Source organism: Seohaeicola saemankumensis (assembly GCF_042678485.1).
GTDB classification, from domain to species: domain Bacteria; phylum Pseudomonadota; class Alphaproteobacteria; order Rhodobacterales; family Rhodobacteraceae; genus Seohaeicola; species Seohaeicola saemankumensis.
In genome coordinates this window covers 255,965-268,545 of sequence record NZ_JBHTKR010000001.1, presented here as the reverse complement: position 1 = coordinate 268,545, position 12,581 = coordinate 255,965, and the positions used below count along the sequence as shown (strand labels likewise).

Annotated in this window: 12 protein-coding genes; 9 read left to right on the top strand and 3 right to left on the bottom strand. The window is 62.3% G+C overall.

What is annotated here, in order from left to right:
* Positions 1–228 precede the first annotated feature (228 nt).
* The 8 genes from ACFQ3C_RS01275 to ACFQ3C_RS01240 all read left to right on the top strand — a co-directional run bounded on the left by ACFQ3C_RS01275 (position 229) and on the right by ACFQ3C_RS01240 (position 8,405).
* Positions 229–1,482, top strand: coding sequence for an AAA family ATPase (locus ACFQ3C_RS01275; RefSeq protein ID WP_380788442.1), 1,254 nt, complete (start codon positions 229–231; stop codon positions 1,480–1,482).
* A gap of 22 nt (positions 1,483–1,504) precedes the next feature.
* Complete coding sequence (locus ACFQ3C_RS01270) at positions 1,505–2,968, top strand: CpaF family protein (protein WP_380788440.1); 1,464 nt, start codon at positions 1,505–1,507, stop codon at positions 2,966–2,968.
* Positions 2,969–2,972: 4 nt separating this feature from the next.
* Positions 2,973–3,941, top strand: coding sequence for a type II secretion system F family protein (locus tag ACFQ3C_RS01265; RefSeq protein WP_380788438.1), 969 nt, complete (start codon positions 2,973–2,975; stop codon positions 3,939–3,941).
* Between the two features lie 12 nt (positions 3,942–3,953).
* Positions 3,954–4,922, top strand: coding sequence for a type II secretion system F family protein (locus ACFQ3C_RS01260; protein ID WP_380788436.1), 969 nt, complete (start codon positions 3,954–3,956; stop codon positions 4,920–4,922).
* A 7-nt stretch (positions 4,923–4,929) separates the two neighbouring features.
* Positions 4,930–5,502, top strand: coding sequence for a tetratricopeptide repeat protein (locus tag ACFQ3C_RS01255; protein ID WP_380788434.1), 573 nt, complete (start codon positions 4,930–4,932; stop codon positions 5,500–5,502).
* 31 nt (positions 5,503–5,533) lie between these two features.
* Positions 5,534–6,391, top strand: a complete 858-nt coding sequence (locus ACFQ3C_RS01250; protein WP_380788432.1) for a tetratricopeptide repeat protein — start codon at positions 5,534–5,536, stop codon at positions 6,389–6,391.
* Between the two features lie 13 nt (positions 6,392–6,404).
* Positions 6,405–6,935 carry a prepilin peptidase gene (locus ACFQ3C_RS01245; protein ID WP_380788430.1) on the top strand — a complete coding sequence of 177 codons (531 nt, stop codon included), beginning with the start codon at positions 6,405–6,407 and terminating at the stop codon, positions 6,933–6,935.
* A 150-nt stretch (positions 6,936–7,085) separates the two neighbouring features.
* Positions 7,086–8,405, top strand: a complete 1,320-nt coding sequence (locus ACFQ3C_RS01240) for an ATPase (RefSeq protein WP_380788428.1) — start codon at positions 7,086–7,088, stop codon at positions 8,403–8,405.
* A gap of 7 nt (positions 8,406–8,412) precedes the next feature.
* On the opposite strand, the gene ACFQ3C_RS01235 is transcribed toward ACFQ3C_RS01240, so the two are convergent.
* The 3 genes from ACFQ3C_RS01235 to ppk2 all read right to left on the bottom strand — a co-directional run bounded on the left by ACFQ3C_RS01235 (position 8,413) and on the right by ppk2 (position 11,069).
* Entirely contained in the window at positions 8,413–9,363 is a 951-nt protein-coding gene (locus ACFQ3C_RS01235) for a nickel/cobalt transporter (RefSeq protein WP_380788426.1), read from the bottom strand.
* Positions 9,351–9,983: a DUF1007 family protein gene (locus tag ACFQ3C_RS01230; protein ID WP_380788424.1), complete on the bottom strand. Its 633-nt coding sequence runs from the start codon at positions 9,981–9,983 to the stop codon at positions 9,351–9,353. The genes ACFQ3C_RS01235 and ACFQ3C_RS01230 overlap by 13 nt, the downstream gene beginning before the upstream one ends.
* 72 nt (positions 9,984–10,055) lie before the next feature.
* Positions 10,056–11,069 carry a polyphosphate kinase 2 gene (gene ppk2, locus ACFQ3C_RS01225; RefSeq protein WP_380788422.1) on the bottom strand — a complete coding sequence of 338 codons (1,014 nt, stop codon included), beginning with the start codon at positions 11,067–11,069 and terminating at the stop codon, positions 10,056–10,058.
* Positions 11,070–11,235: 166 nt separating this feature from the next.
* Here ppk2 and ACFQ3C_RS01220 point away from each other — a divergent pair, with 166 nt between their 5' ends.
* Positions 11,236–12,555 carry an alpha/beta hydrolase family protein gene (locus ACFQ3C_RS01220; RefSeq protein ID WP_380788419.1) on the top strand — a complete coding sequence of 440 codons (1,320 nt, stop codon included), beginning with the start codon at positions 11,236–11,238 and terminating at the stop codon, positions 12,553–12,555.
* Positions 12,556–12,581 lie beyond the last annotated feature (26 nt).

Here is a 12,581-nt window from a genome sequence, read left to right as displayed (position 1 = left end):
AATGCGTAAAAATCGCATTTTGATCGTCCAATGATACCGTACAATTACGATCTTTTAGCCCTAATGTTGCCCAGATTTTCCGCGACCTTGCCTCCAAAGGGTTAGCTTTGTCCGGCAGGTGCCGGGCACGGGTGGTCGGACGCCGGAACAGGAATGAACCCGCCAGAGGTTCACGTTGCTCCTGCCTTGCCAGACGACGGCCCCCGACGTCAGAGGACAAGAGGCGCAATGAGTAGCACAGTAGATTCCCACGTGGACCAGGCACCGATCCTGGCTTGCACGATCAGCCGCGACGTTCAGAATTTCGATCTGCTGATCGAGGACATGGAAGCCGTTCTTGGCGAAAGTTGGGGCGATCTCGGCTTTGGCGAGGCGCTGGCCTTTCTGTCGCAGCCCGATGCCGATGCCCTTGAATTCGTCGCTATCGCCATGGACCAGGAAGATGAGGAAAACCTCGTTCTTCTGGGCGAGATCATCCGCCATGCCCGCAGCCGCAACATCCGCGTGATCCTGATCGCCGAAGATGTAAGCCCCGCAGCGCTGCACCAGTTGCTGCGCCAGGGCGCCGATGAATTCGTGCCCTATCCTTTGCCGGAAAACGAACTGGCCTCGGCCATCGACCGTATCCGCATGCCCGAACCGGCCGCCGTGCTGGCAGCCCCCGAAAGCAAGGCCGCCGCCCGCAAGTCATCCCATGACCGCGAAGGGGTCGTGCTGGCCGTCCAGGGCATTGCCGGCGGAACCGGCGCCACCACATTCGCGGTGAACCTGGCCTGGGAACTGTGCAACGTCGCCAAGAAGGGCAAGCCCGAACCGCGCGTCTGCATTCTTGACCTTGACCTGCAATACGGTTCGGTTTCGACCTTCCTTGACCTGCCCCGCCGCGAAGCCGTGTTCGAACTTTTGTCGGACACCGAGTCGATGGACAGCGACAGCTTCGCCGCCGCCATGATCGGATTCGAGGAAAAGCTTCATGTGCTGACCTCGCCTGCGGACATGCTGCCGATGGATCTGGTCAGTTCGGAAGACATCAACCGCATGATCGGCATCGCCCGCCAGCAGTTCGATTACGTGGTGATCGACATGCCGCGCACCCTTGTGCAATGGACCGAGGCGGTTCTGAACAGCGCGCATGTCTATTTCGCCCTGCTGGAACTGGACATGCGCTCGGCCCAGAATGCGCTGCGCCTCAAGCGGGCGCTTCAGGCCGAAGACTTGCCGTTCCAGAAATTGCGCTTCGCGCTGAACCGCGCCCCCGGCTTTACCGACCTGAGCGGCAAAAGCAGGGTCAAGCGCATGGCCGAAAGCCTGGGGATCTCGATTGATCTGTTGCTGCCTGATGGTGGCAAGCAGGTCACGCAAGGGGCCGATCATGGCCTGCCCCTGGCGTTGAGCGCGGCAAAGAATCCGCTGCGCAAGGAAATTGCCAAGCTGGCCCTGTCGCTGCACGAGTTGGGTCAAACCGACGTGGAAGCTGCCTGAACGATAACCGGGGGATAAGACAATGTTTTCACGATATAAAAAGACTGGTGACAAGGATCAGGCCGCAAAGCCCGCTATGGCAAGCGCAAAGCCTGCGCCGCTACCGGCAACCCGCGCGATGGATGCGGGCGCGGCATCTGTGCCGGCCTCGATGCGGCGCGCACAGGCCATCGCCCCTGCACAGACCGTGGCGATGGACCGCGACCGCAAACGCCGCGAGCGGCTGGGCGAGATCAAGCTGGAACTGCACCGCGCCCTGCTGGACAACCTGAACCTGAGCGCGCTGGAAAGCGCGACCGAGAACGACCTGCGCGCGGAAATCACCTCGATCGCCTCGGAATTCCTGGATGAAAAGGGCATCGTGCTGAACCGCGAGGATCGCACCCAGCTGACGACGGAACTGTATGACGAGGTGAAGGGCCTTGGCCCGCTGGAAACCCTTCTGAAGGATGACAGCGTCAACGATATTCTGGTGAACGGCCCGCAACGCATCTTTGTCGAACGTGGCGGCAAGCTGGAACTGACCGACATCACCTTCAAGGATGAACGGCACCTGCTGCGGATCATCGACAAGATCGTGTCGGCCGTGGGCCGGCGCGTCGACGAATCCAACCCCTATGTCGACGCCCGCCTGGCCGATGGATCGCGTTTCAACGCCATGGTGCCACCGGTTGCGGTGGATGGCAGCCTTGTGTCCATTCGTAAATTCAAGAAGGAAAAGCTGGGGATCGACGATCTGGTCCGCTTCGGTGCCTTTTCCGAAGAGATGGCCGCCTATCTTCAGGCTGCGGTCGCCACGCGGCTGAACATCATCGTCTCGGGCGGTACGGGTTCGGGCAAGACAACCACGCTGAACGCGCTGTCGTCCTTCATCGACAACTCCGAGCGGATCCTGACGATCGAGGATACGGCCGAACTTCAGCTGCAACAGGTTCATGTTGGCCGGATGGAAAGCCGCCCGCCCAACGTCGAAGGCAAGGGCGCCGTCACCCAGCGCGACTGTCTGCGCAACGCGCTGCGGATGCGTCCTGACCGGATCATCGTGGGCGAAACCCGCGGCGAGGAAGTGATCGACATGTTGCAGGCCATGAACACGGGCCATGACGGGTCGATGACCACGATCCACGCCAACTCGGCACGCGACGGCGTCAGCCGTCTGGAAAACATGATCGCCATGGCGGGTATCGAGATGCCGATCAAGGCCGTCCGCAGCCAGATCGCCAGCGCCGTCAACCTGATCGTGCAGGCCAGCCGTCTGCAGGACGGCAGCCGCCGCATGACGTCGATCACCGAAATCACCGGCATGGAGGGCGAAGTCATCTCGATGCAGGAAGTGTTCAAGTTCCAGCGCGTCGGCCTGACACCGGAAAACAAGATCATCGGCCATTTCACGGCCACAGGGGTGCGGAGCCACTTCTCGGAGCGTTTCCGGTTGTGGGGCTATGACCTGCCCTCCTCCATTTTTGAGCCGATCGCAGCGGAGTAAGATCATGTCCATCAGCATAGAGCCGCTTATCTACGGCCTGATCTTCTTTGGCGTCCTGGTCCTGGTCGAGGGCCTGTACCTGACCGTCTTCGGGAAATCGATCAGCCTGAACCATCGTGTGAACCGGCGTCTGGAGATGCTGGAGAAAGGCACACGCCGCGACGAGGTGATGGAAACGCTGCGCAAGGAAATGCGCCAGCACATGAATTCACGCTCCATCCCGCTTTATTCGATGCTGGCAGACCGCGCACAGAAGGCCGCTATCGCCTTTACGCCGGCGCAGCTGATCATGGTCATGGCCGGCGTCAGCGTTATCTCTTTTCTGGGCTTGACGATCGGCACCGAGACCGAGCCCCCGATCCGCGCCGTGCTCTCGGTGGGTCTTGGCGTCGGCGGTGTCTATTTCTGGGTCAACAACAAGGCCAGCAAACGGATGTCGATGATCGAGGAACAGTTGCCCGACGCGGTCGAACTGATGGTGCGGTCGCTGCGTGTGGGGCATCCTTTCTCATCGGCGATCCAGATCGTTGCCAAGGAAGTCGCCGACCCCCTCGCCACCGAATTCGGAATCATCGCGGATGAAGCATCCTATGGCCGCGACATCGGTGAGGCCCTCAAGGACATGGCCGAACGTCTGGACATGCAGGATTTGCGCTTTCTGGCCGTGGCGGTGACCATCCAGCAGCAGTCAGGCGGCAACCTGGCCGAGATCCTGGCCGGTCTGTCCCGAGTGATCCGTGCCCGTTTCCGCCTGTTTCGCCGCGTCAAGGCAATCACCGCCGAGGCGCAGTGGTCAGGCAAATTCCTGTCGGGCTTCCCGGTCTTCGCCCTGATTGCGATCAACGTTCTGGATCCGCACTACTATGACGAGGTTCTGGACCATCCCTGGTTCATCCCGGGCTGTATCGCGGTCGGCCTGTTCCTGGTCGCAAACCTGCTTGTCATGCGCATGCTGGTCAACATCAAGGTCTGAGGAAAAACGATCATGGAATTCATCAACGACCTTCTGAACCAGCATTTCGGCGCGATGGGCCCTTTCGTCCTGATCGGCGGTCTGGGTCTGGCACTGATCCTCGCGGCGATCCCGATGATGCTGAACCAGCGCAAGGACCCGCTCGACAAGCTGCGCGAGAACGTGTCCTCGTCGCGCAACACGGCCCCGACCGGCAAAAGCCTGCGTAGTGCCAAGGGCAATGACAAACTTGAGAAATATTCGAACTTCCTGGAACCGCAGAACGAGCAGGAATATTCTGCCGTTCGCATGAAATTGATGCAGGCAGGATATCGAAGCAAGGATTCAGTGCGTTTCTTCCATTTCGCACAATTTTCCCTCGGTATGCTGTTCCTGTTCGTCGGCGTTGTCTACTACATGCTGGTGATCGCGGGGCGCGCCGACACAACAGCGCAAGACGCGGTGATGTACATCCTGGGGCCCGGGGTCGTGGGCTACATGATTCCCAAGTACTGGGTCACCAAGCGCCAGCAGAAGCGACAGGCAGAAATCACCGAGGGCTTCCCCGATGCGCTGGACATGATGCTTGTCTGCATCGAAGCGGGCCAGTCGCTGGATCAGTCGATCATTCGTGTCTCACGCGAGCTGCGCGCCTCGTTCCCATCGCTTTCGGACGAATTCGAGATCGTCAGCTACGAGATCAAGGCGGGCAAGGACAAGCCTTCGGTGCTGGCAGACATGGGCGAACGCTGCGGCGTGGCCGATATTTCCAGCTTCGTGACCGTGCTGGTCCAATCGGCGACCTTCGGCACCTCGATTGCCGATGCGCTGCGCGTCTATTCGGATGAAATGCGTGACAAACGCGTGATGCGGGCAGAAGAGAAGGCAAACAAGTTGCCGACAAAGATGACACTTGTCACTATGATGCTGACGGTGCCACCGCTTCTGATCATCCTGGTCGGGCCTTCTGTGGTGGGTATCCAGAAACTGGGAAATATGTAAACTCATCATGGCCTCACGCCTTAGCGGGTTCCGCCCTGCCCTTGCACTGGGGATCACCCTCTCCCTGGCCGCCTGTTCGACAGGCGGCTTTGGAACATCTGCGGACAATCCCTACGCGCCTGGCATCCGCCCTGGCGCCAAGGCCGAGGATGGGCTGGTCGTGGGCCACCGCCTGATGGCCGCCGGAGAATTCGAACTCGCGCTCAAGGCTTTTACCCGCGCCGCCTATGAAGACGGGCTGAACGTGGATGTGCTTTCGGCCCTTGGCAGCGCCAATCTTGGGCTGGGGCGGCTGGGCCAGGCCGAAACCCTTCTGCGCCGCGCCATTGCCACCGATGAGGCCATTCCAGAAACATGGAACAACCTGGGTGTTGTCCTGATGGAAAAGGGCGATGCGGCCGAAGCCGAACAGATCTTTCGACGGGCCTATGCGCTGGACAATGGCGAAAGTGACTCAATCCGCGACAATCTGCGCTTGGCCCTCGCAAAAATCGAAAATCAGGACTATGATGAGGCCGATCAAGAGTACAAGATGGTACGCCGAGGAAGCAGTGATTTCCTTCTCCGGCGCATACCGTGACGAGGCAGAGCAGCAAAAAAGGACGCAGAACATGCGCCACCCCATTATCTTGACCCTCTGCGCGGCAGGGGTGTTCGGTCTGGCCGGATGCCAGAACGCAGGCGGGAACGATGTCGAACGGGCCATGCAGGCCGTCAATGTCGTGGATGAAAGCAACCTCAGCGATATCATGCTGACCGTGGCCGACCCGAACGAGGCCGTGGCCTATTTCACGCGCACGGTCGGCGAACAGCCCGATCGCATTGACCTCAGGCGCGGGCTGGCCCTGTCGCTGGTGCGCGCGCAACGCGCCTCGGAGGCAACAGTCGCCTGGCGCAACGTCATCACCCATCCCGAAGCCACCGAAGAGGATCGCGTCGAACTTGCCGATGCGCTGATCCGCTCGGGCGAATGGGACGAGGCCCGCAAGACGCTGAATGGCGTGCCCCCCACCTATGAGACCTTCAAGCGCTACCGCCTGGAAGCGATGGTGGCCGATGCCAACAAGGACTGGAAGCGCGCGGACAGTTTCTATGAGATCGCGCTTGGCCTGACCACGCGACCCGCCGGCGTGATGAACAACTGGGGCTTTTCAAAGCTGACGCGCGGTTCCTATGCCGATGCCGAGCGGTTGTTCACCGATGCGATCCGCCAGGACAACAAGCTGTTCACCGCCAAGAACAACCTGGTTCTGGCCCGTGCCGCCCAGCGCAACTATGCCCTGCCGGTGATGCCCATGACCCAGTTGGAACGCGCGCAATTGCTGCACACGCTTGGCCTGAGCGCGGTCAAGCAGGGCGATGTCGAGATTGCCAAGAACCTGCTGCGTGATGCCGTGGAAACCCATCCGCAACATTTCGACGAAGCCGTACGCAGCCTTGCCGCACTTGAAAACAACGTGCGCGGCTGACCGGTCGCGCCCGATGTTGTCTTCGACCGCCGCCTTGTCGACGCCCCTGTTTGCCTTGCCCGCGCAGGCTGCGTTCTGGTTTTTCCTGGCCAGCCTGCCGATCTGCTTCTGGGTGATCCTCAGCGATCTGCGGGCCATGCGCATTCCCAACAAGGCCGTTCTGGCGCTTGTGGCGGTGTTTGTGCTGGTCGGTGTCTGGGTCCTGCCGCTGGCGGTTCTGGGAATGCAGCTTGTGAACCTTGTCGTGGTGTTGCTGATCGGGATCATGCTGAACGCAACCGGGCTGTTCGGCGCGGGTGATGCCAAGTTCGCCGCCGCCGCCGCGCCCTTCGTGATGCTTGCCGATGTCAGTTTCATGATGATGCTTCTGGCCGTCACCCTGCTGGCGGGGTTCCTGACGCACAGGCTTGCGGCGCGCAGCCCCCTGCGTCGCCTGGCGCCCGGCTGGGAAAGCTGGGACAGGCGCAAGGATTTTCCGATGGGCCTGTCGCTGGGCAGCAGCCTGACGATCTACCTGGGGTTGGCGGCCCTCTACGGCAACTGACCAGCCGCACGCCACGGCGCGCGGTGGAATCTGCGCGAATTCCCCGTCTGTTCCATCATTTTGCCACTTTATGCGGGCAGGTCTTGTCGTAACTGCCCGACACAGGACAGGCAGGCAGACCCCGGACAGGCACAACGGACAGGCACACCGATGAACATGCAGACCGCCCCCGCACAAACTCGCGTGATGGCCCCCCCGCCGCCCAGCAGCATCGAGGAAATGCGCCTTCCCGTCGTGATGATGCGCGACATCCTGCTGAAGACGATGTTCCGCAAGAACGTGACCATGGTCACCGAAGTGGCCGAGGCCATATGCCTGCCCCGGCAGGTCACGCAGGAACTGATCGACATGTCGCGCGAACAGCGCCTGCTTGAGGCAACCGGCACGCTGAACGCCAACTCCGGCAACGAGATGGGCTATCAGCTGACGGATGCGGGCAAGGCGCGCGCGTTGGACGCGCTGTCGCAATCCGAATATTTCGGCGCAATGCCGGTGCCGCTGTCGGTCTACCGCGAACAGGTCAAGCGGCAGTCGATCCGGGACATCCAGATTACCCGCGCGCAATTGACGACGGCCATGGGCCATCTGATCCTGCCGGAGGATCTGCTGTCCAACCTTGGCCCCGCCGTAAGTTCGGGCCGGTCCATCCTGATGTATGGCCCGCCGGGCAACGGCAAATCCTCGATCTCGAACGGGATCCGCGACGCGATGGGCGACAAGATCTATGTGCCGCGCGCCATCGAATATGCCGGACAGGTGATTACCGTCTATGACCCGATCGTGCATTCCGCCGCCGAGGTCGAAGTGGACGACCCCAATGCGCTGCGCCGCCGCCGCACCTTCGACACGCGCTATGTGCGCTGCGAACGCCCGACCGTGATCACCGGCGGCGAACTCAGCCTGTCGATGCTGGATCTGGTCTATAACCCCACCGCGCGCACCTACCAGGCGCCGCTGCAACTCAAGGCGACGGGCGGCATCTTCATCGTCGACGACCTTGGCCGCCAGGCGGAACCGCCCCAAAGCCTTGTGAACCGCTGGATCGTTCCGCTGGAAGAAAGCAAGGACATCCTTGCCCTGCAATCGGGCGAAAAGTTCGAGGTGCCCTTCGACACGCTCGTGGTATTCTCGACCAACTTCCACCCGAACGAGATTTTCGACCAGGCCGCGCTGCGCCGGATCTTCTACAAGATCAAGATCGACGGGCCGAACCAGGAAAACTTCCTCAAGATCTTCGCGCTTGTGGCGCGCAAGAAGGGGATGCAGCTGGATGAGGCGACACTGGTGCATCTGCTGAAGGTGAAATACCCGACGATCGGGAATATCTATGCGAATTATCAGCCGGTCTTCCTGATTGACCAGATGATCTCGATCTGCCGGTTCGAGGGCATTCCCCTTCAGATGAGCCCCGCATTGATCGACCGCGCCTGGGCCAACATGTTCGTGAAAGACGAAAAGATCGTCAAATAGGCCGCGATCAGACCGCGCTTGCGAAAAGCTGCGTGGCCACAAGGATCACCAGCGCACCCGCCGCGATCTCGATCAGTGACAGGGCCCGCGCCGTGGCGGGCCCGCCCGCGATCTGCGCCAGCGCGCTTTCGCGCGCCGTGACGGACAGTACCGCCACCAGAACGGTCACGCTGGCCGTGCCCAGCCCCATGACGAAAGCGCCGGCGATCCCGGCCGCGTCAATCCCCATCCGCCAGGTCAGGATCAGCAGGAACAGCGCCCCGGTACAGGGGCGCACCGCAACCGCGCCGATCAGCATCAGCGCATCGCGCAACGACCGCACCTGCGCCGCCTCCGCCACGGTGGGGCCATGCTTGTGGCCGCAGCTTTCGCAATGGGCGTGATCGTGGTCATGATGGTGATGATCGTGGTGATGATCGTGCACCTTCGCCATCATCGCCGCGCCAACACGCTGCCCCCACAGCTTGCGCGCCCCCCGCATCAGCAGCCACAGGCCCACTAACCCGATCAACAGGTAACTCAGCGGCGCAAGCCAGGTCTCGGCCGTGGCGACCATCCGCTCGCGCGACCAGTCAAGAATGAATACGCCACCATAAACCAGCGCCACGGCGGTACCCGCCTGCGCCAGGCTGGACGCCACCGCAAGCCCCGCCAACCGGCCCACCGGCACGCGCCGGCCAAGGCCGTAGCCGCCAATCAGCACCTTGCCATGCCCAGGCCCCGCCGCATGAAAGAAACCATAGGCAAAGCAGAACCCCAGCAACCCCGCCAGCGCGGCCGCATCGCCCGCCTTCAGCCGGCGCAGCAGCCCCGCCATGGCATTCTGCGCATCGCGCTGGCCATCCGCGGCCCAACGCTCCACTGCCGTGATGCCGCCCATGCCCCAAAGCCAGACCGCCAGGGCGGCAAGCGCACCAAGCACCAGCAGGGCCCAGGGCGCGCGGATCAGGCGTTGCATGTCACCTCGACCACATCGGCGAAAGCCTCGCCCACTTCGGGGAATTCGTCGTCGGGCATGGCGGGGTTCTTGTAAAGCGCCTCCTCGACCATCGTATAGGCGCGGTCCAGATCGGCCGGCTGGATCGCCAGCTTGCAGATGTCCGGCACCGTGACCCCGCCTTCAAGGTCATAGGCGGTGTAGAAAGTGGGATCATAGGCCTTGACGATCACAGGCCCCGACTGCGGCGCGAAGGCGCGAAAATGCCGTGTCACGATCTGGCCTGCGACCAGATCGGTGCCGCGCCCCTCGGGCGGGCCAAGATCCACCGCCGCACCGCCCGCCGTCAGGTAGAGATCCCCCAGGTACCCCTCGATCCATTGCAGATCGAACCCGTCCAGCCGCGCCAGTTCATCGGGCGTCAGTGTGCCGTCACCATCGGGGTCAAGCCCCATGTCCTCAAGCAGCAGCAGCGAATAGAAATCGTCATAGGTCCAGCTGACCTCGATCCCGACCAGCCGCCCGGCCGCGTCGGCCACAAGGGTCAGGCCGGTCTGCACGAAAACATGCGGATGCGCCTGCGCCACGGGCGCAGTCAGCAAGACCGCAAACACGGCAGGGATGACACGGGATCTGACCATGGCCAAGTCTTATGACAGCCGCCTGCATCCCGCAACATTGCAGCGCGTGATCGGCCAAAACCTGCGCGCCTTTCAGACCCGCCGCTGATCGGGATGCAGCGCCGTGCCAAGGATGTGATCCGCCTTGTGGATAACATGCCCTGCCCCGCCCACGATCAGCGGATCAGGCGCATGCACCAGATGCGGATCCTTGTCGGGATAATCCAGCGAGTTCAGGAAATGCAGCATGCAGTTCAGCCGTGCGCGTTTCTTGTCGTTGGATTTGACCACCGTCCAGGGCGCATCGGCGGTATCGGTATAAAAGAACATCGCCTCCTTCGCCTCGGTATAGTCGTCCCATTTGCCAAGGCTCGCCTTGTCGATGGGCGACAGTTTCCAGCGTTTCAGCGGATCGGTTTCCCGGCTGTGAAAACGCGCGCGCTGTTCCTCCTGCGTGACCGAGAACCAGTATTTGTAAAGCCTGATGCCAGACCGGACCAGCATCCGCTCAAGCTCAGGGGTCTGGCGCATGAATTCCAGGTATTCGGTCGGCATGCAAAAGCCCATCACCCGCTCGACGCCCGCACGATTGTACCAGCTGCGGTCGTAAAAGACGATCTCGCCCGCGGTCGGAAGATGCTGGATGTAGCGCTGGAAATACCACTGCCCGCGCTCGACATCGCTGGGCTTGTTCAGCGCCACGACGCGCGCCGCGCGCGGGTTCAGATGCTCTGTAAAGCGCTTGATCGTGCCGCCCTTGCCGGCCGCATCACGCCCCTCGAACAGCAGCACGAATTTCTGTCCCGTCTCCTGTGCCCATAGCTGCACCTTCAGCAACTCCGCCTGAAGCCGCGCCTTCTGCGCCTCGTAGCTGCGGCGCGACAGGGGCTTGTCATAGGGATATTCGCCGGTCTCGAAAGCATGGCGCACCTGGTCGGGTGAAGGCGACACCCGGCCCGCGCGCCCGCGCCCCTTTGTTTGCGGCGCTTGCGGCGCAGCCGGTGACCTGGCCTCGGATACCGGTTTCTCCGCCTGCTGCGCGACGGCAGTGGCATCCCGTGATGCAGGATCAATCAACGAGGCAGCAGGCTTGGCGGCTGGCGGCATGGGACACTCCTTTTGAAACCAGAACCATTTTAAACCGAAACCGGCGCGCGGGCCTTGATCCGCGTCAAATGCAAAGATCCTGATCTGACGTGACGGCACGACAGCCAAAGGTTGCGCGACACTGTCGCGCGGTCTCCAATGCCACACCAACCCGAGGAGAACCCCCATGACCCCGATAAAAACCGCAGCTCTCGCGCTGGGGCTGCTTGCAAGCCCCCTCGTCACCAGTCCAGTATCGGCCCAAATGACAGCCCATAACCCCATCGACCAGACCCGCCCCGATGCCCCTGAACTGGCCGCCTTCGGCGCCCATGCGATCGGTGTGCGGACGCTGAATTTCGTTCACCCCGGACAGATCGACATCCTGAATGTCACCGATGCCGCCACACCCACCTACGATCGCCCCCTGACGGTCGAGGTCTGGTATCCCGCAGCAGAGGGCACGGCACCCGGCACCACCTATGAGACGGTGATCCGCGACGGGCGCACCGCCACCACCCTGTCGGGCCGCGCCGCGCGCGATGCGGCCCCGGTTGCGGGGCAGCGCTTTCCGCTGGTGATCATCAGCCACGGCTACCCCGGCAACCGGTTCCTGCTGTCGCACCTGGGGGAAAACCTGGCCTCGAAAGGCTATGTCGTGGCCTCGATCGACCATGCCGACAGTACCTATTCGGATCAGGCGGCCTTTGGCTCGACCCTGCTGAACCGGCCGCGCGACCAGCGCTTCGTTCTGGACCGGATGGCGGACCTGACGGCGATGGCGCCGGATCTCGCCGCGATCATCGACGCGTCGAACACCGGCGTGATCGGCTATTCCATGGGCGGCTACGGCGCGCTGATCTTGGGCGGGGCGGGCGTGACGCAGGCCGCGGTCGACCTGCCCTGGGGCACACCCAAGGGGCTGCTGGCGGCAAACCTGGCCGGATCGGACAGCCATGAGGCGATCATCGACGACCGCGTCAAGGCGATCATCGCGATCGGCCCCTGGGGACGGCAATTCGGTTTCTGGGACGAGGCGGGGCTGGCCGGGCTGCGCAAGCCCACGATGATCATGGCCGGATCGGTCGATGACGTGTCGAATTACCCCGCCATGCGGCAGATCTTTGAACAGGCGACCGGCACAACGCGGCATCTGCTGACCTTCGAGAATGCCAATCACAACGCCGCTGCCCCCATGCCCGCGCCAGTGGAAAGCTGGCAGCCGGTCGAGGGGCTGGATTTCATCCCCTTCGATCACTACGCCGATCCGGTCTGGGACACGCTGCGGATGAACAACATCGCCCAGCATTTCGCCACCGGCTTCTTGGATCTGCACCTGAAGGGCGATACGGACAAGGCCGCCTATTTCGACCTGGTTCCGGTCTCGGGCGAGGGCGTCGTGGCCCTGAACGAGGACGGCACCCGGAAGCCGGAACATAGCTACTGGAAAGGCTTTGCCCCGCGCACGGCGGCCGGTCTTCGTTTCGAGACACGTCAACCGGAATGATCAACGAAGGGCCGCGCCTGTCGCGG

What these genes read in the sequence shown, in the direction of transcription:
- ACFQ3C_RS01275 (WP_380788442.1), top strand. Translation starts at nt 229, where the DNA reads ATGAGTAGCACAGTAGATTCCCACGTGGACCAGGCACCGATCCTGGCT.
- ACFQ3C_RS01270 (WP_380788440.1), top strand. Translation starts at nt 1,505, where the DNA reads ATGTTTTCACGATATAAAAAGACTGGTGACAAGGATCAGGCCGCAAAG.
- ACFQ3C_RS01265 (WP_380788438.1), top strand. Translation starts at nt 2,973, where the DNA reads ATGTCCATCAGCATAGAGCCGCTTATCTACGGCCTGATCTTCTTTGGC.
- ACFQ3C_RS01260 (WP_380788436.1), top strand. Translation starts at nt 3,954, where the DNA reads ATGGAATTCATCAACGACCTTCTGAACCAGCATTTCGGCGCGATGGGC.
- ACFQ3C_RS01255 (WP_380788434.1), top strand. Translation starts at nt 4,930, where the DNA reads ATGGCCTCACGCCTTAGCGGGTTCCGCCCTGCCCTTGCACTGGGGATC.
- ACFQ3C_RS01250 (WP_380788432.1), top strand. Translation starts at nt 5,534, where the DNA reads ATGCGCCACCCCATTATCTTGACCCTCTGCGCGGCAGGGGTGTTCGGT.
- ACFQ3C_RS01245 (WP_380788430.1), top strand. Translation starts at nt 6,405, where the DNA reads ATGTTGTCTTCGACCGCCGCCTTGTCGACGCCCCTGTTTGCCTTGCCC.
- ACFQ3C_RS01240 (WP_380788428.1), top strand. Translation starts at nt 7,086, where the DNA reads ATGAACATGCAGACCGCCCCCGCACAAACTCGCGTGATGGCCCCCCCG.
- ACFQ3C_RS01235 (WP_380788426.1), bottom strand. Translation starts at nt 9,363, where the DNA reads ATGCAACGCCTGATCCGCGCGCCCTGGGCCCTGCTGGTGCTTGGTGCG.
- ACFQ3C_RS01230 (WP_380788424.1), bottom strand. Translation starts at nt 9,983, where the DNA reads ATGGTCAGATCCCGTGTCATCCCTGCCGTGTTTGCGGTCTTGCTGACT.
- ppk2 (WP_380788422.1), bottom strand. Translation starts at nt 11,069, where the DNA reads ATGCCGCCAGCCGCCAAGCCTGCTGCCTCGTTGATTGATCCTGCATCA.
- ACFQ3C_RS01220 (WP_380788419.1), top strand. Translation starts at nt 11,236, where the DNA reads ATGACCCCGATAAAAACCGCAGCTCTCGCGCTGGGGCTGCTTGCAAGC.